The sequence below is a fragment of the Bacillus cereus genome (assembly GCF_002561295.1).
GTDB lineage: Bacteria > Bacillota > Bacilli > Bacillales > Bacillaceae_G > Bacillus_A > Bacillus_A cereus_S.
The window spans coordinates 36,275-53,652 of record NZ_NTUG01000027.1; the positions used below are offsets into that span (position 1 = coordinate 36,275).

The window sequence follows — 17,378 nt, forward strand, 5'->3', positions numbered from 1 at the left end:
TTTAGTCTTACTGATATTCTGTATTACTTAGTACTAGGTTAAAAATATAACTGAATAGCGATGGCGGCAATTCACATTTATAACCAGCTAATCAGTCGGTAATATCTATAGCATTTATTTTTTTCTCAATTGTTTCATAATACTCTGATTCAAATCTTCACGATACTTTGAGACATAGGTTTTAGCATTTGCCACTAGTTCGTCAGCAAAAGACGCCACGTCGTCCCCAGTGATTTCCAGCACTTGTCTCCCCTCTGCTGCACCGGCTTCGAACAACTCGATTAATTCATACTGTATGTGCAGCATATCCATCCCGTTGCCCGCTGAGAAATTCCACATGTAGTTTTGAATTTTCTTAAATACAAACTGGTAGTCCTCTGGCAGGACTCCAACCCGTGCCATCATCATTTTGTACTCTTTTTTATCACCAATCAATTTTTTGAACATTTCCATCATGTTATTTTTCCTCCTTTTTTTATAAAGCTGAACAAGACACTCCAAAAATATCCGATGGAATATCTTATGAAGCTAGATTGACTTCAAGACATTGATTTTTGATGATACAAAATCCCATTTTTTCCAAAACAATTCAAGTTCCTGGCGGCCAGCCTCATTAAGGGAGTAAAACTTACGGGGTGGCCCCATATCTGACGGTTTTTTTTCTATATTCACAAGTTTTTTCTTTTCTAATCGCACGAGGATAGTATAGACCGTCCCTTCCACAACTTCAGTAAACCCAAGCTCGTTTAGGTGGCGGGTAATCTCGTATCCATAGGTTTCACGGCGGCTAATGATTTCCAACACACAACCTTCCAGCGAGCCCTTCAGCATTTCAGTTAAATTTTCCATGTTCTAATCCTCCTTTACCTCCTCTATTTTGTCTGACTTATATTCAGTATAACAGAGTACTAAGGGAAATTTTTACTGAACAGCTTTTGAGAAAACACACTATTCAGTATTACTTATTACAAGTATAATGTAACACTGAGTAGTGAGGGTGTCAACTGGATTTTCTATTTTTTTAAAAATCAGCTACCGCCCATTGGATACAGCCGATTTTCTTTATGAAGCTTTTACGTACTCCTATGCTACTGTTACAAAGATTACACCGCTATATAAGTATTTTTTCTTCATCGTTTTTACTTTCTAAAAATGTATTCATTTCTCTTAAAGTCACTTCATCAATTTCAAATATTAAACACTCACGGCTTCCATCCTTGTTCCTGCAAAAATTTCTGCAATTCTTCTTCAGATGGTACATTCTTCTCCCACTCTTCACATTCTTTCAAAAATTCCTCTGTCTCATAAATACCAGACGGCTCCTTCTTTCGAAACTTCACCGCCGCTTCTTCTACTTCACTGAGCTTCGTATATCCTTTCCCATGCCAATCTCGTAAAATCCCCTTCACATAAGCAAGCGTTCGCTTATTATTTTCATACGCAATTTGAAGTGCTTTTAATACGAGTCCTTCTGATAACTTACCCATCCATTCCCTTAATATTTCCACTGCATAAGATGACACACTACCGAAATTTTGTTCATAAAATGTGAATACACTACTACCTGAATTCTCTTCTTTTAATTCTTCCTCTACCACTTCTAGCGCTACTTCTTGTACTACTTCATCCCCTTCATGACCTTGAACAACTTCTTGCGAAAACACATCTGATGCTTCAACAGGCATTCCGAAATGTTCTAACAATAGCGGAATATTCAACCCTTCCTCGAGGCATCTTTGAAGAAACATATGTACAAATTCACTATTTTTCACAGTCTTTAACTCACGTAACACACACTTTTCTATGTTCGTATTCGTAACAGGATTATAACGTAGCCAATTTAAAACATATAACTCTTTCGTTTCCACGTCATATAATATCTTTCCATACGCAACAAACCGCTGTAACAACTTCTCAACCGTTTCACGATTATACCCCGTTTCCATCTCTACTAAACGTAATGGCAGTGGGTAAATTCCGCATTGTCTCGTCTTCGAACATGTTAGCAAATACATATAAAAATAGCGCTCCTCTGGCGTTAAATCAAGCACAAACTCATCTTGCCAAAAATTCACCTGTACACTCCGGTATACTCCCATATTTCTTCCTCCCGCCCTTTTAGTGATACATATAAAAATTGGTCATTCCTTACTATATATAGGATTACAAGCAGGAATTTGGCGAATTTATTTTATAATTTTTTACTACTACTAGCGTGTTACTTTTTATTTTCTTGTAGTTGTTTTTTCTTTTGTTTATTTAATGATTTATTACTTGGTAGGGGTTTATAAGGAGATTGCAAGGGGCTTATAAGGGGGTTTTTTATTGCCTTCTGCTGAAGAACTTATAAAATAGCACTACTTATTAAAATTAATTTTGTTTTATAACTTCATCAATTGTCACTTCTTTATCGGCGGCTATATCATAAAAACCAATATGCACTCCTGCTTCATATAGCCAGCATAGATCTGTCCCGTAAGGCGCTTCATAAATCTCAAACATTACAGGAACAATTTTCCCCTTGATCATCCTATTCTACATAATGAAGAGCATTGAAATTTGTAGTCTCCTTCAAATTTCAATACTTCACTTTCGTACCAGACTCTGTGACAAGAAGCATACAACAAAAAAGATAGCTCAATAAGCCATCATTAGTAGGGGTACTGACGCATGCCCATCAACTTAAGAATTTTATACGCCCCCAAAACGAAAAAAATAAGCTGAATGGTTACAAATAATTGTAGAGAGATAAAAATTTTCGTTTAGAGGGTACTTCATAACTTTAGATTGATAGTGATTTGGGGATACTCCTTATGAAAAATGCTTGATTTAAATAAATCCATTATGTTACAAAAAATCATTATCAAAATGATTTTCACAAACATTTTCGAAAATTGTACCGTGCACTTTTTATCCTTTTATTCGAATCTACTTTTTACTTGCCAGCACTGATGCTCCTTTTACCTCAAAAAAACAAAAACCCCTCAGACAAGCTGAGAAGTATATTAAAATCAAAACTCGTTATTCTGTTTTGCTGTTAGTTCTTTTAATCATTTGTTATTATTCTTTAGAATAGGTCTAAAAGATCATCAAATTTCTCTATAACTTGATCATATTCACCTACATTTCCAAAACCGTAATTTGCGTAAACAAAAGGGATACCCGCATACCTAGACGCATTTAGATCACTCTCTGTGTCTCCAACATAAACAGGTTTTGAAAGGTTATTTCTTTCAATTATTAATTTGATATTGTCTCCTTTTGTAAGGCCTGTTCTACTAGGGACTTCATAATCTAAAAAGTAATTCTCAAGTTGATGATAACGGAAAAATCCCTCAATATAACCCTGTTGACAATTACTAACGATAAAAAGTTTATATTTCTTAGAAAGGTTATATAGTACATCTTTCACGTTTGCATAAAGAACTCCACCGTGTTCCTCTATATATTCGCCTTCAATCTCAAAGCACTGTTTAATTATTTGTGTTCGAGTGTCTAAATCTAAGTTTGGAAATAACTTACTACTTATGTCGTCCATTTGAAGTCCCATAGTACCTTCGAAGTCTTTTCTTGTTAATTTCTTTTCTACTTGCTTATTTTCCTCAACTATACTATTCCATGCAAGTAGTACAGTGTTTATAGAATCCCAAATAGTTCCATCCAAATCGAAAATTATGCTATCCATATGTATGTCCTCCCTATCATTTATAACATATACGTACCAAACTCAGCTCAATCAATCTCTGTAATTCCTATATATGTAAATTTTATCACAAACACACACTTTTTAAATGGGATATAAGGAGTAATTGTGACATGAAGTGCAAAATAATCCACAAAAAATGTAATAATACAACCGATTTGCTATTATCGGGGTTCAGTCACATTACCACCAAGAGCTAAAGAAAATTTGTATCCATAAAACGAAAAAATCGCTATTCTTTTTGTAGAAATATGCAGAAAGGGTGGAGTTTTTTATGAATCTTTCGATTCAAAGTGAACTACAATTATTTGCTGAAGAATTATATGAGCATCTTACTCCTTCATTTTTAGAAAATCTTGCTAGAGAACTAGGTTTTGTACAACGAAAGCGTAAGTTTTCAGGGCATGATTTAGCTACTATCTGTGTTTGGATTAGTCAACGGGTAGCGAGTGATTCTTTAGTACGACTATGTAGTCAACTTCATGCTGTTACAGGAACAATCATGAGTCCAAAAGGACTTAATAAACGTTTCAATAAAAAAGCTGTTTGCTTTTTAAAACACATTTTTTCTACATTACTAAAAAGTAAAATTTGTGAAACATCAGCGATTCCAAGCTCTTCAATTGCTTATTTTCAACGAATTCGTATTTTAGATGCAACGATTTTCCAGGTACCAAAGCATTTAGCTAGTGTGTATCCTGGATCAGGTGGTTGTGCTCAAACAGCGGGTATAAAAATCCAGTTAGAATATGATTTACATAGTGGCCAGTTTTTAAATTTCCAAGTGGAAGCAGGGAAAAATAATGATAAAACCTTTGGAACAAAATGTTTAGCAACATTACGTACTGGTTATCTATGTATTCGGGATTTAGGCTATTATTCACTGGATGATTTAGATCAAATGGACCAACGTGGCGTGTATTATATATCACGGCTCAAATTAAACAATAGGGTGTATATAAAAAATGAATTTCCTCAATACTTTCGAAATGGGACAGTAAAAAAACAGTCTCAGTACATCAAAGTTGATTTAGAAAACATTATGAATACCTTAAAACCAGGGCAGGTCTATGAAATAAAAGATGCTTATATTGGAAAGGATAAAAAACTATTCACTAGGGTGATTATGTATCGATTAACAGGAAAACAACTTCGTGAACGTATGAAAAAACAAGTGTATACGGAAAGCAAAAAGGGAATTACGTATTCAGAAAAAAGCAAAAGAAAGCTGCATAATTTTTAAAAACGGTACCTATCTAGGTTTATTTGGTGTACTCATTTTTAAAGATACCAAATATTTTAAGAGTTTTTTCGTTTATATGAACGAAAGTTCATCTTGTTTTCTCTCTTAAGTTGATGGGCATGGGGTACTGACGGCAAAATGAGGATTTTATACGCTAAGACAGTTTCTAAAAGTGGGATCTCATCTTTGCTACTGTAAAAAAACAACTAGCCCCCGCAAGAGGTGCTAGTTGACGTAAAATTCGTTATTGGAAGTTTACTTTATTTATTTTTTATATCTTCTAGTAGTTTTATAATCTTATCGTTTTGTTCAATCATAATTTTGTTTTGCTTCATTATTTTTGTGAAATCATAGGAGAATATTAAGAGAAAAACTGCAATGACAAATATCACTAATGTATACCCCTTTCTTTAGGTTATGTTTTGTTTATTTCTGAATCTTATGATTTAATTGTATAACCAATTGGAATCCATTTCCTTATGTATATTTCATACATGCTCAGTTAACATAACGCATCATTATAGGGATTCAATGTATTTAGAAGACTATTAAAAGTCCTCCAGATTGTTTAACTGGAGGACTTTCGTGCTCACATAATTATTGTTATTGGAAGTTGTAAGACCGGATTTATTTTTGAAAGCATTGATTCACTTCATTTTCGTCTTTCAAATGTAATTGGATAAAGTCTTTTAAATCTTTCTTGTTTGTAAATTTGTATAATTCTTTACCGTACCACTTTTCTAGGTTTTCTCTTGTTACTGAAAATTCTTGGTCTGTAAACTTAAACGTAATCCAATCCACATTTTGAATTAGAACAAACATGTATGTTGAATTAGTTATAACTGTCTTTTTCATTTCTTTATCTATCTCTGTAGCATCTATGTCCTTATACTCTAAAACAACTCCATAAGGTTCTTTTTTTGTTTCAAGTGAAATTTGACTTAACTCCTTATTATGTGACAATTGCTTGACTATTTTATTGACTGCACTGTTATCACCTATATAAGAGCCTTTATATTGGAATATATCTGCCTCTGAACTTGTATTTGAACTACAACTACTTAAAAGTACCGATAGTAAAAATGAAAAAATAAGATATACTGCAAACTTCTTCATTTCGAGCCCCCCTTTTCCTAATTATACCATTTAGAAAAAGAGATCTGCTGTGTAATTTTAGTTGTATATGATATTCATAGAAAGTTAACATAACGTCCTATTATCAGAAATTCTCCTCACCAACACTCCCCTGCTTATCAGCATTCTGTGAAGCACCCTCTTCACCTACGTATGCAGTTTCTCATTCATCACGTTATATCAATGGTTATACGCAATCATTGTCTTTATTTACTTTACTCCATATATATAAAATCCCGTATAAACTAACGGCTAGCTTATGGGTTAATCATTAACTCAAGGTCAACTTATGGGTAAAGTAAAACTAATAATGAGTGGCGGATTTTTCATTCCTCACTCATTATTAGTTGAACCAATCGGGCTTTTACAGGCTGGTCCTCTCCTCCCCATCTTCCTCGCGCCTCTCTAAATCTTGAGGTGGGAATCTTATTGCCCGTTAATACGGGATAAATTAAATTCCTATCCAATTACACCCTTATAAATGCAGCATTTCAGCTTTTACAACTTGAATATATTCCTGCAACTTACAAAACGCTTCCGTCAGTTTGCTTGTTTCTTCTTTGTGAAGAAAGCGAGCTTTGTTTCGTTCTTCCTCTATGATAAGTAGCTGCGCGGCAGCATAAGAAAGACCGTACTTTTCGCATTCTCGTTTTATATCTTGAAAAAAAGAAGGAGGTACAATCCCTGCTCCTGAGACAAGCATCTCATCTAGAACTTGTTCCAATTCATCGATTATGCGTACTAACTCTATCATAGAACGTTTCCCCTTCATTGAGTGTAATATTTATAACCTCTCCTGCTTCTGTATATAAAACGACAGGTGTAACTACAAGCTTCGTTCCTTCCTGATAAGGATGAACGAACATTCTCTTTACATGCAACGAATCCCAATATATTTTTACAAGTCGAATCATTCGCTCATTGTCTGGTCGTTTCATTATTTGCATTTGCAATACTTTACCATTTTTATCAATAAGAGGTATAATCCATTTTTGTTCTTGCTTCTGAAACTCCCATTCTCCCATTTCAGCAAATTCAATACAAAAGACGCCTTGTTTATTTGTCTCTAGCCTCTGCTCTTTTACTTTTTCTAGTAGTTCTTCCCATGAGGTTAAAAAGAGATCGTGCCACTCTGCCACATTTGTTTTGCCTTCCACTTCCCCTACTGTCTGTGAGCTAGATGACAATTGAAAATCGGCATTAAGCTTTGCCTGCTTCAAACTGAGAGATGAACGAGAAAATTCGTATCCTTTCCCTCCAATTCCCCATGGAACTTGCTTTTCATGGAGGTCCTCAGAAGTTGTGTTGCTCCCTTCATAAAACATGGGGCGTGACTGTGTGTATGTGATCCACTTTTCCTGTTCTCGATTATAGAAATAATACGTCACACCAACATAACCAGATTTCGTTTGCCAGCCCGATGCGCCAAAAGCATACAAAGTAAGTGGTGGAACTTCATAATATTCCGAACGAAACGGACTTTCTTGCAGACGGTGGCGTTCTAACAACAAAATGTATTCATAAATCGCGGACAGCGTTTGCCGATAAGATGCCATTCGAAAGGATACATGTTTCATCCGGTATAGCCCAATATCCGTCCCGAGCTTACGAAATAAATTCTCTAACTTTGCTAGTTTCAAAGAACGTGCTCTTACAGAAAGTTGTTCTATTTCATAGATTGTATTTTCAGTAAGGCGTGTTAATCCAAAGTGAACAACTTGCTCGATCATCTCTTTGAAAATAGATAGCTTATCCGGTGCGATGATAAGAGGCTGCACCTGTTTCGTTTCATGTGAGATTCCTTTCTCTTTTTGATACCAATATATCGCTTCCGCCTTATGCCGACATATCCCATCTGCTTTGCACGTACAAATCGCATCCTCTACCGATTCAGCCGTTAGAAAGCGAACCGTTGTATTCTCTTCTGGGAAGGACGCAATTAAAGCTCCTTCTTCTTCTAAAACAAACTTTTGCTGAAATGTTTCGCGAAACATCATTTCGGCCCACATTTTTTCGGAAACAATATGACGAACTTCCACATTCAAAAGAGCAGAGAAATCAACTTTTATGTTCTCTTCACCTTCGTACATTTTCTTTGCTTCTAACAGGGCCATAATGACATGCTTGCAAATTGAACGGGCTTCACACGTGCAAGAATAACTGCGTATATCTCCCGTAAACGTTACAGTAGTTTCATCATCAAGATGTATTTGCGCTGCCCCCTCTTCTAAGTCCACTTTAACATTTGTTGCAGCAGCCAAATCCTTCATTGCTCTCTTATACGTTCCTTTGTTGGACATGGCGATTAAATATGTTTCATCAATAGAGCTAAGAACATTTAAGAAATGATCGTTGCGATCCATTGTGCCAACCTCCCTGGTGTTAATGCTGCTACATGAGCTCCGAGCGCCGCCATTTTTTTTGCTGCCTGTTTATCATAAAAAGGCTGTGCAGTCGGATCAAGAGAAGTAAGTACAATCAGCTTTGCCCCCGATTCTACAATCTTCATCGCTTCTCGGTACATTTCATTGTAACTGCCACCTTCATATAAATCCGTTACAAGTACGACAATTGTTTTATGAGGCATCTCGATTTTATTCGTTGCGTAACGCAGCGCCTGAGCAATATATGTTCCCCCGCCAAGCTGTACACTCATAAGCGTTTCCACCGGGTCGTCAATACGATCCGTTAAATCAACAACAGCTGTATCAAAGATGAACAAATCTGTCTTAATCGTCGGTAAGCTTGCAAAAATACCCGCCATAACTGCGCTATGAATAACAGAATCAATCATACTTCCACTCTCGTCTACCGCAAGGATCACACGCCATGTGCTAACGTGCTTTGTCGCAGCATAAAAGTATGGTCTCTCAATATGGATCGTATTCGTTTCCTTATCAAAATGCTTTAAGTTCTTTCGAATCGTTTTCTTAAAATCAAAGTTGCGCATCGTGCGCACGCGGCTAGAGCGATTTCGATCCGGTCTACCGCTTAAAGCATGCTTCACTTCTTGCTCTAAATTACGGCGTAACTCCTCGGCAACTTTCGCTACAATACGTTTAACTGTGTCTAATACATCCGGTTTTACATAATCCTTAAATTGCAAAATGCATTTTAATAAATTCATATTCGGTTCCATTTTTTCAAGCGTTTGCTTATCTTGTAATAGAGCTGTTAATTCATACTTTTCTAACGCATGATTTTCCATAATTTCAATGGTTTCTTTCGGAAATAACTCCCGCACTTTCGAAACCCAAGTCGGCACTGTTAGCTGAGAGGGATCTAGGGATCCACCGCGCTCTTCTCCGCGTTCTCTCTCGTACAAAAAGTCCAGCACCTCGTCCATTTCTCTGTATGCAGGTTCTTCTTCCTGAAATGTGATTTGGTCATCTGCATGTTTCCCAAGAACAAGACGCCAGCGATTTAAAGAAATATTATTCTCCATCTTCTAGCCCCCGTCTCATTAAAATCTCACGTGCCTTCCGATCTAGCTGCATTGCATACGCCAGCACATCTTCTGAAATTGCTTCTTCTTTTATCTCTTCTTCTGTAGCACCATACAACCGGGCAATCTGTCTAGCAATCGTATCCACCTCAAGCGGCGTGAATTGACTGAACAAGAGGCGCAAATGTGGCAACACTTGTAAAAACATCTCTTCATCAAGTTCTTCTAGAACATGAGACATTCCGTTAAGCAACGATTCGTTATATAAAAAGATATCTTTGGCGCCAGCAAACAAACCATTCAAAAATATCGGAGCTTGCTTTTGCATATCACCGCTTCCATAAAAATATCCTTCTGCCACTTGCATGACCTCATCAATTTCCCGCTTTCCTAAAGAAGTTAACAGCCCAAATACGGCTCCCTCTACTTGACTTTCTCGTTTTTCCTTTTGCAAATAAAGCTCCAACGCTTCAATAAATTGCTGATCTGCAGGTTGCATTGTATACAAATCGATCAGCTTTTCTGCAATAATTGCTGGTTCGCCCCCATCTAAAACAGAAAATAACGAAAGTGCTTTATGCCTAGCATGATCCGCTTGCTGGTTTGCTTTTTCTATTTGTGATAAGTAGTAAGCACAATCTGCCATAGAAGCAAAATCCCCATCCTCTTGCACAACTTCATCTATAAATTGGGTGTATATGGAAAAACCGGAAAACAAACCACTTAAGTAGGCTTCTAGCAATAAAAGGGCCACCTCTCCAGCCCGTCCCTTTGCCTTTTGCAGCTTTGCTCTTAGCATTTCCTGCGCGGCTTCTCTCACCGTTCCGCCATACACAGATAAATCAATCAGAGCACTTTCTACTTGTGCTGAAAAACGATATTTCCAAGTTTCACGCATCAGATTCATATTTTGCTTTCTAGCTAAGTTTGGACCGCGCACTTTCTCACAAAATGGAACTCCTAAAAAAGCAAGGCAATGAAAAAATTGACTTAATCGCAAATGCCTTTCTTTCTTGTATATGTCAAGAATCGTCTCCTGCGGTACAGTTGAACGGACTGGAAGACGAAACGAACGAACAGAAGCATGAAAATCATGCACGAGCGGCGGCACATCCGCTTCTTTTGACAATATCCCGCGCTTTGTCCCTTGCAAATTCGTCTGAAGCAGTGCTAAAGGCTTATTTGCCGAGAATACCTCACCTTTCACAAATGCACTGCGCACTGCGTCCATCAATTCATACAATCCTGGTTGCATCTTTCCACGAAGCAGTGCAAGTTCACGTATCATTCGCGCAGCCTCAATCTCATCTGCCATTGATATTCCTTCTACCTTTAGCTGTCTAGCAATTCGTATCATAAATTGCTCAGCTACCGATTCATCCCTGTTCTCCCAAATATGTTGATAAAAAGCAGGTGCAGGCATACCGCTCTTATAACCACGCATCTGATCACTTTCCAAAAAGGAATACGGCATAAGATAGTTTTTAGCATATGCTTTAGATAATGGACTTTTCGGCAGCTTTTTCTTTGTTCCTTCCAATTCAAGAAGCCCTTTCACATGAAAGCCTCCGGTAATAACAAGCACCTTATCATACACTTTACGTGCCTTTTCAATTTCTTTTGCCATATGTATCTCCCTGACTTCACAACCATCTTCTGCCAGCATCTCCTGCGTATAGTCCGCGCGCGTATAATAACAATAATGAAATAATTGACGGACAAACTCCTCGCTTGTCATATGAAAGCCTTGCAACTCAAAGTATTTCTCCCAAAACTCATGGAAACTTCGGCACCCCGTTTTTTCCGAAAGCATACGGACATATTGACTATGCCGAAAGTATCGTTCGTCATACTCCCCATCCTCTTCCTCATTTTTTGCTAAAAACAAATATTCTTTATAAGGAAGATCAATAAATGAAACAGGAATGCTCTGTGCAGCTCCTTCCCGTAGCGCGACGAGTTCCGGTGAATAGTCGAGAAAGGGATAGTACGCACGGTACTTTCCACTTTCTCCTCTTTCAAGCACATCCGCTTTATCGTCATAACTGCAATATATACAAATCGGAGTCTCACTTTCTGCACTCACAATATGCGGAATAAGAGGGTTGCAATCTATCGGTCCTTCTATAAGAATTGCATCCGGTTTATATAATGAAACAATCTTTTGTACATGAAAAGAGCACGCAGGACTATGATGGCGAATCGGCACATATACAACATTTTGATCTAAATTGTAAGCTCTTTGAAACAATGCATTTACTTCAGCTGATTGCGAGCTTCGAAAAACAACTTCCATACCTCTCCTCCTACTTGACCTCGCGCCTTAACGATGCTTGTAAAATAACTGCGCAGCTTTTCTAAATCATCCTTGTTTTCTTTCGCAATTGTACCCGATAAATACCGAACAAGCGCATCCATTTTCACTTGTCCGCTTCCATAATAGTACGCATCCATTGCACTTTGATAATATACAGATACTGCTTCTGCAGTACTCATAACAGAAGATGGCTGATCAATTCGTTTCCCTTCAGCGGTTACACCTTCTCGTAACTCATGAAAAACAGTCGCTAACAACTGAACAACCGTCTCATCCACTTCTGGTGTGATGCCTGACGCTCCTAATAAACTCATTACTTGTGACTCTATTATTTTTGCCTCTAACTTTACATCCTTAATTGGATGTACGGTTTCAAAATTAAAACGACGCTTCAATGCACTACTCATCTCATTCACACCGCGATCGCGTGTGTTAGCCGTTGCAATAATATTGAAGCCAGGCTTTGCTGTAAGAATTCCTTGCTCTCCAAACTCCGGAATATTCAGCACCTTATCACTTAGAACGCTGATCAATGAATCTTGCACTTCCTGTGGGCAGCGCGTTAACTCTTCAAATCTAGTTAATATTCCTTGTTCCATCCCAACGAAGAGAGGCCCTGGCACAAGTGCCTCCCTTACAGGTCCTTTCGCAAGAAGAAGCGCATAATTCCATGAATACTTAATTGTATCTTCCATCGTAGCAGCAGTTCCTTGTACAGTGTTACGGCTATTTCTGCATATTGCAGCAGAAAGCAGCTCGCTTAGCATCGTCTTTGCTGTTCCTGGTTCTCCGATTAACATAAGTCCACGATTCCCTGCTAATGTAACAATCGCTCGTTCCACAAGCGCATCATTTCCATAAAACTTACGACTAATTTCTACTTCTTTTCCTTCCAAAAGAAGCGGTTCTTCTTGTCCGATAATAAACGTACGAACAGCACGCGGTGACAATCGCCAGTTAGGTGGTTTTGGAAACGAGTCATTCGCTTCTAACGCATTCAATTCTATTTCATGTAATTCTTCCATTAATGGTTTAATAGACTGCATATGTCATTTCCTTTCTTATCGCTTACTGCGCCAGTTTTCATCACGGTCAAGGTTCGATTCTGTTGCCCGTTTTATATCATATAAAATTTCGCTAAAAAATCGTTCCGATACTTGCTTTGGTAAAATGCGTCTCTCATGATCAATTTCGTCGTAGTCATATGAGCCGCGGCTCACCGTGCCCGCTTTGTAAAATTGAATTTCAAATACGCACACATCCTCCTCGCCTTCATACCCAACCGGCGCCCCTTCAAACGCAAGCTCCGCTCCTATTCCAGCGCGAGTATCTTCTTTATAGAATGTATAATATACACCAGCATCTTGAACCGATCCGCGGCTCCATCCGTACTTCGTCATCTTACCAAACAGCGAACGGCCATTAATCTGAATACCAGCAAACCTCTCCACAGTAACTTCCTCACCTTCCTCAACCTGAAATACTTCACGGTCAATTTGCGGAAATGGCTGAGTCACCTCATAATCTTCTAGCTGTTCCTTCCATAATTCCCGTTCCTCTTCGGACAATTCTAGCGGATGGATTAAACCGATAACAGTTTCTGGCGTAAGTTCATGCTCTTCTTCTTCAATCGTATTAAACGTGCCATCCTCCATATAGCGGAACATCGCAAGTAGCTTCCCTTCCTTATACTCACCCCAAATAAGGGAGATAGCAAATTGCTGCATAATTGGATTTTCTACAAACAGAGACCGCCATGTATGTTGTGACCAATAACGATTAAGAGAAAGCGCTGTTTCAAGACGCTGCGTTTGCATTGTAATCATAGTTCGGAGCTGTTTCTTTATAGAGGATAACTCCGCTTTCTCCTTCTCTGCTTTTTCCGCATCATCTTTTGCATTTGGTTTCGGAAGCGACTTCAGTCGTTTTCCTTCTTCCGTCTTTAACTCAATCTTCAAATTTGGAGTTAAATAAGCAGTAAACGTTCTATCGCCATAATCAATTGTCTTTTCACCGCGTTTATTAAAACCAAGATCTGGCACAAGCTGATCTTCTAACTCTTCTTCTGTTATACCGCGCGTTTTCGCAGCGAGACTCAGCGCTTCTTTCGCAGCATTACGCACTTGCTTATGTTTATATTTAAATGCCATCGTATGGATAGACATAAGCCCAATGTGTGACTTAGACAACGCCAGCGCCTGAACAGACGCAGCGGCAATCGCTCCGCGCATACCAAGTGCCCATTCATCAATCTGCTTTTTGAGCTGCATCGCCATTTCGTCATCACTATAAATACCATATAGCGACAGAATACCGCGTTTCTTCGATTCCGCGCCTTGCGAAACCCAAAGCTGATAGATTGCTTGTATATTTTCCTTCAAGTCTTGTTCGTTAAGAGTAGCGCTTATTGCTTCTGCCACTTCCTTCTTCTCAATAACAGAATCTGATACGTACTGCTGGAAATATGCAAGAGGAATCATTGCATCTGCAATTGCTTCAGAATCACGAAGGCGGATTTGTGGTTCAAATCCGAGCCACTGCACAAGTGCATTCCTTTTTTGCGGCGTTAAAATACGCGCGCAAAGAGCTTCAATATTACCTGATGCTCCTTCTAAGTCCCCATCATTAAGCAATGGAGCAAACTTTTCCATCAAAGAAGCGTTTTTCTTTTCTTGCAATGCTTCCTGTACAAGCTTTGTATATTTGTCAGTTTTATAATATAAAAGTGTTTGTATTACATTTTCGCGTACAACTTTCTTTCTATGATTCAATTCTTTTGCTACATCCTCTGCAAATCCCACATCTTTTGCAAGAAGTGCAACTGCAGCGGTACGTACTTTTTTAGAAGAATCCCCAAGGCTTTGAATAAGAAGATCAAGTGTCTGAACGGCGTTATCCTTTGCCAACTCATCCAAAATAAAAATCCGTTCATCTGCAGAATACTCAGGGAATCCCGCTGTCACATAAGCACGTTCTTTTACAAACAAATGAACAAGTGCCTCCGTCGCCTTATCTCGCTTCTCACTATGCCCGAAAGCTTGTTCAATAGAATACGAAACGAGCTTCTCCATCGATAAACCGTAGGAAAGCAAATCTTCTAGCACCTGTTCTGGCGAGTTCTCCATCGCAGCATACCGCTGCAGAAGTTCGTATAAACTATAGTGATAGCTATAGTTTCTCCCAAGTTGGAGCGTAAGAGCAGCTTCTCTCTTCGCCACTTCCTCTATATCCCAAAGTAATGCAGTTTCTAAAACCGGCATTCTCCAGTAATTATTTCTAAACTTCGAGCTTTCGAACCATCGCTTCATATCCTCAAATGATACATTGCCTAATAAATAGTCACGATATGTACCACGCATGTCAGATGATTTCGTTTGAAGTATAACCGTTAACAACTCTTCACGTACTTTGTTTCTATGTAACTCGTACCCTTTTTCCGCTAAAAGCATGGATACGAAAAGGTAATGACTTTGACTTACATATTGCAGTGTACGCTGCACAACTTCCGGTTTCTCTTCCACCATACGAAGCAACAATTGGTATTCATATACGCGATCAAAATCAACAATACCTAACTGATGCTGCGCAAGGCGATATGCGAAAAACCTTTCCTCTGAAATACCGAATTGCTCACACAAATCTCGAGTTGTTTCATACAATTGTGCATAAAAACCTTTTGTTTTTTTGTAATTTCCAGACTGCTCAAGAGTATGGCTGACATGTGAAATTGCATAATTCATAAAATTTTTAACAGAGCATTTCATTAACAGTTCCATATATCTTCTTGCAACATCCGAATGCGTATACAAACGAAAAATTTGCTGCCAAGTAAAATCAGGTAAAGATCCACCAGCAAACACCTTATTAACAGACTCGCCTCGAACGTACTTTTGGGCTGCTTCAATCTTCTCTTCTGCTCCGCTGATCCTCAATATATACTCCGCATGCTCTTGCAATTCTTCTTCCAATAAATAATGATAAGGAAGAAATCTCTCATAATCTGCATCTAACATAACGAGAAGTAATAGTAATTTTTGCTGACCCTCTATAACTTGCAACTGCTCTTCTATATACTTCGGATTCTCCTTTATTAATGCTCTAAGAAAAACATCCGCTTCATTTACAGAACGCGAAAGATTCGTTAAATACTTACAAGCAAATGCTACAAGTCTATCAAATGAAAGACCACTTTTTTCAAAATAAACTTTTATATCTGGAAAACTCATATATGAAAAGCGCACGAGAAGAACATTCAGCAGTTGATCTTCAAGCAAGTGATAAAATAACCGAAAAAACCCTGCATCTTGCTTATACGTTTTCCTAAAATCACTCATAAACTGCCAAGCAAAATCACTACGTTTATTGTCACGAATCGTCGTTTGTTCTATACGTTTTAAAACTTCTTCATCTCTCGTCTGCAAGTAGCGTAATGCTAATTCTTCTTGTTCCCCTGTTATATTAAGATGTTGAAACAACTGATATGTACTGACTGCCATCTTCTTCGCCTCCCTAGTTCTTTTATAAACTCATCTTATTATTATTATATAATACTCATTCTCTCACATATCTGAAATTTCAGATATGGAAATCCGGAATATTTTTACATTATTAGTATATCACATCAACCTATGCACGAACATACGTTTCTTTAAAACGATTATTTTAAATTTGTTTTAGGGATAAGCAAAGCAAGTAATGAGTGTTTTCATGGTATGATGTATAGGTACTAATTTTTGAATAATAAGTTTTAAAAAACCTATGAAAAGCCAAGTGAAAACATTGCTGGTGAATTATTTAAAATGAGGAGAGCTCCAGATTCCCCTACATTGCATCCCTTCATTTCATAACTCGATTGAATTTAGTAGAATTGTATAGGGGTAACTTATATGTTAGAGAATTAAAGAGACTTTACATGAGCGGGAGGATTCGCGTGAAAAAATATGAGATTTATGAATCGAAGATAAAAGTAGTTGGATTATTTCTGTTAACTTTAGCTGTTGAATTGTTGTTTCTCTTTATTGTAATGTCTGTATTTTCATCTGAGGAGCCTAATTTCATCGTTGGATGTTTATTTGGAGCCCTTGCATTCGTTGTACTCATCGTCCTTTGGAAAGTTATAAAAAAACTGACCACGAGAAAACCAGCTATTATTTTAGAAGCGGAATCTATTACAATCATTAACAATCCAAAATATCCTGTAAAAATTGCTTTGGAGGATATATATGGTGTCTTACCTTATGCAATCCAAGGACAAAGATACTTAGGAATTGTAATGGAAGATGATGTTGAAGATCGATATATCGCCTCGATACCTTCAAAAGGACAAAGGCTGTATCGAGTAAATAAGCGCGCTGGATTTATGCCATTTAATATTCATTTGAATTTATTAAAAATCGATGGAGAAGTATTAATTGAGAAGTTATATGAATATGATATAAGCTTTTTAATTCATGAAGATGAAGCAAAATAGTATAATAAAAGAATTCATTTAGGTATAAAAAAGAACATCTCGATAAATGAAGTGACCCCTAAAAGT

The 17,378-nt window shown here is 37.7% G+C and carries 13 protein-coding genes and 1 pseudogene; 2 read left to right on the forward strand and 12 right to left on the reverse strand.

What is annotated here, in order from left to right; genetic code table 11:
• Positions 1 to 114 precede the first annotated feature (114 nt).
• The 5 genes from CN373_RS15905 to CN373_RS15925 all read right to left on the reverse strand — a co-directional run bounded on the left by CN373_RS15905 (position 115) and on the right by CN373_RS15925 (position 3,685).
• Complete coding sequence (locus tag CN373_RS15905; RefSeq protein ID WP_000970404.1) at positions 115 to 456, reverse strand: DUF1048 domain-containing protein; 342 nt, start codon at positions 454 to 456, stop codon at positions 115 to 117.
• 72 nt (positions 457 to 528) lie between these two features.
• Entirely contained in the window at positions 529 to 849 is a 321-nt protein-coding gene (locus CN373_RS15910) for a PadR family transcriptional regulator (RefSeq protein ID WP_000429490.1), read from the reverse strand.
• Positions 850 to 1,202: 353 nt separating this feature from the next.
• Complete coding sequence (locus CN373_RS15915) at positions 1,203 to 2,099, reverse strand: DnaD domain-containing protein (RefSeq protein WP_098359694.1); 897 nt, start codon at positions 2,097 to 2,099, stop codon at positions 1,203 to 1,205.
• 271 nt (positions 2,100 to 2,370) lie between these two features.
• Positions 2,371 to 2,502, reverse strand: coding sequence for a hypothetical protein (locus tag CN373_RS26035; protein ID WP_272952043.1), 132 nt, complete (start codon positions 2,500 to 2,502; stop codon positions 2,371 to 2,373).
• Between the two features lie 565 nt (positions 2,503 to 3,067).
• The gene (locus CN373_RS15925) at positions 3,068 to 3,685 is read right to left on the reverse strand and encodes an HAD family hydrolase (RefSeq protein WP_098359695.1); all 618 of its coding nucleotides are present in this window, start codon (positions 3,683 to 3,685) and stop codon (positions 3,068 to 3,070) included.
• Positions 3,686 to 3,977: 292 nt separating this feature from the next.
• Between CN373_RS15925 and CN373_RS15930 the strand changes: the two are divergent.
• Positions 3,978 to 4,928 (forward strand): annotated as a pseudogene (locus CN373_RS15930) (IS4 family transposase); the annotation flags it as partial.
• A 645-nt stretch (positions 4,929 to 5,573) separates the two neighbouring features.
• Here the strand turns inward: CN373_RS15930 and CN373_RS15935 are convergent.
• The 7 genes from CN373_RS15935 to CN373_RS15965 all read right to left on the reverse strand — a co-directional run bounded on the left by CN373_RS15935 (position 5,574) and on the right by CN373_RS15965 (position 16,338).
• A complete protein-coding gene (locus CN373_RS15935) occupies positions 5,574 to 6,062 on the reverse strand; it encodes a DUF4825 domain-containing protein (RefSeq protein ID WP_098359696.1) in 489 nt (162 codons plus the stop codon).
• A 493-nt stretch (positions 6,063 to 6,555) separates the two neighbouring features.
• Positions 6,556 to 6,834, reverse strand: a complete 279-nt coding sequence (locus CN373_RS15940) for a hypothetical protein (protein WP_098359697.1) — start codon at positions 6,832 to 6,834, stop codon at positions 6,556 to 6,558.
• Positions 6,806 to 8,443: an SWIM zinc finger family protein gene (locus tag CN373_RS15945; protein ID WP_098359698.1), complete on the reverse strand. Its 1,638-nt coding sequence runs from the start codon at positions 8,441 to 8,443 to the stop codon at positions 6,806 to 6,808. Before CN373_RS15945 ends, CN373_RS15940 begins: the two co-directional genes overlap by 29 nt.
• Positions 8,419 to 9,525 carry a VWA domain-containing protein gene (locus CN373_RS15950; RefSeq protein ID WP_098359699.1) on the reverse strand — a complete coding sequence of 369 codons (1,107 nt, stop codon included), beginning with the start codon at positions 9,523 to 9,525 and terminating at the stop codon, positions 8,419 to 8,421. The genes CN373_RS15945 and CN373_RS15950 overlap by 25 nt, the downstream gene beginning before the upstream one ends.
• The gene (locus CN373_RS15955; protein WP_098359700.1) at positions 9,515 to 11,821 is read right to left on the reverse strand and encodes a DUF5682 family protein; all 2,307 of its coding nucleotides are present in this window, start codon (positions 11,819 to 11,821) and stop codon (positions 9,515 to 9,517) included. The genes CN373_RS15950 and CN373_RS15955 overlap by 11 nt, the downstream gene beginning before the upstream one ends.
• A complete protein-coding gene (locus CN373_RS15960) occupies positions 11,782 to 12,888 on the reverse strand; it encodes an ATP-binding protein (RefSeq protein WP_098359701.1) in 1,107 nt (368 codons plus the stop codon). The genes CN373_RS15955 and CN373_RS15960 overlap by 40 nt, the downstream gene beginning before the upstream one ends.
• A gap of 15 nt (positions 12,889 to 12,903) precedes the next feature.
• Positions 12,904 to 16,338: a DUF4132 domain-containing protein gene (locus CN373_RS15965; RefSeq protein ID WP_098359702.1), complete on the reverse strand. Its 3,435-nt coding sequence runs from the start codon at positions 16,336 to 16,338 to the stop codon at positions 12,904 to 12,906.
• Between the two features lie 434 nt (positions 16,339 to 16,772).
• Here CN373_RS15965 and CN373_RS15970 point away from each other — a divergent pair, with 434 nt between their 5' ends.
• Positions 16,773 to 17,312, forward strand: coding sequence for an STM3941 family protein (locus tag CN373_RS15970; protein ID WP_000759746.1), 540 nt, complete (start codon positions 16,773 to 16,775; stop codon positions 17,310 to 17,312).
• Positions 17,313 to 17,378 lie beyond the last annotated feature (66 nt).

Bases quoted from the DNA above. Each gene is read 5' to 3' on its own strand.
- CN373_RS15905 (WP_000970404.1), bottom strand. From the start codon at position 456: ATGATGGAAATGTTCAAAAAATTGATTGGTGATAAAAAAGAGTACAAA.
- CN373_RS15910 (WP_000429490.1), bottom strand. From the start codon at position 849: ATGGAAAATTTAACTGAAATGCTGAAGGGCTCGCTGGAAGGTTGTGTG.
- CN373_RS15915 (WP_098359694.1), bottom strand. From the start codon at position 2,099: ATGGGAGTATACCGGAGTGTACAGGTGAATTTTTGGCAAGATGAGTTT.
- CN373_RS26035 (WP_272952043.1), bottom strand. From the start codon at position 2,502: ATGTTTGAGATTTATGAAGCGCCTTACGGGACAGATCTATGCTGGCTA.
- CN373_RS15925 (WP_098359695.1), bottom strand. From the start codon at position 3,685: ATGGATAGCATAATTTTCGATTTGGATGGAACTATTTGGGATTCTATA.
- CN373_RS15935 (WP_098359696.1), bottom strand. From the start codon at position 6,062: ATGAAGAAGTTTGCAGTATATCTTATTTTTTCATTTTTACTATCGGTA.
- CN373_RS15940 (WP_098359697.1), bottom strand. From the start codon at position 6,834: ATGATAGAGTTAGTACGCATAATCGATGAATTGGAACAAGTTCTAGAT.
- CN373_RS15945 (WP_098359698.1), bottom strand. From the start codon at position 8,443: ATGGATCGCAACGATCATTTCTTAAATGTTCTTAGCTCTATTGATGAA.
- CN373_RS15950 (WP_098359699.1), bottom strand. From the start codon at position 9,525: ATGGAGAATAATATTTCTTTAAATCGCTGGCGTCTTGTTCTTGGGAAA.
- CN373_RS15955 (WP_098359700.1), bottom strand. From the start codon at position 11,821: ATGGAAGTTGTTTTTCGAAGCTCGCAATCAGCTGAAGTAAATGCATTG.
- CN373_RS15960 (WP_098359701.1), bottom strand. From the start codon at position 12,888: ATGCAGTCTATTAAACCATTAATGGAAGAATTACATGAAATAGAATTG.
- CN373_RS15965 (WP_098359702.1), bottom strand. From the start codon at position 16,338: ATGGCAGTCAGTACATATCAGTTGTTTCAACATCTTAATATAACAGGG.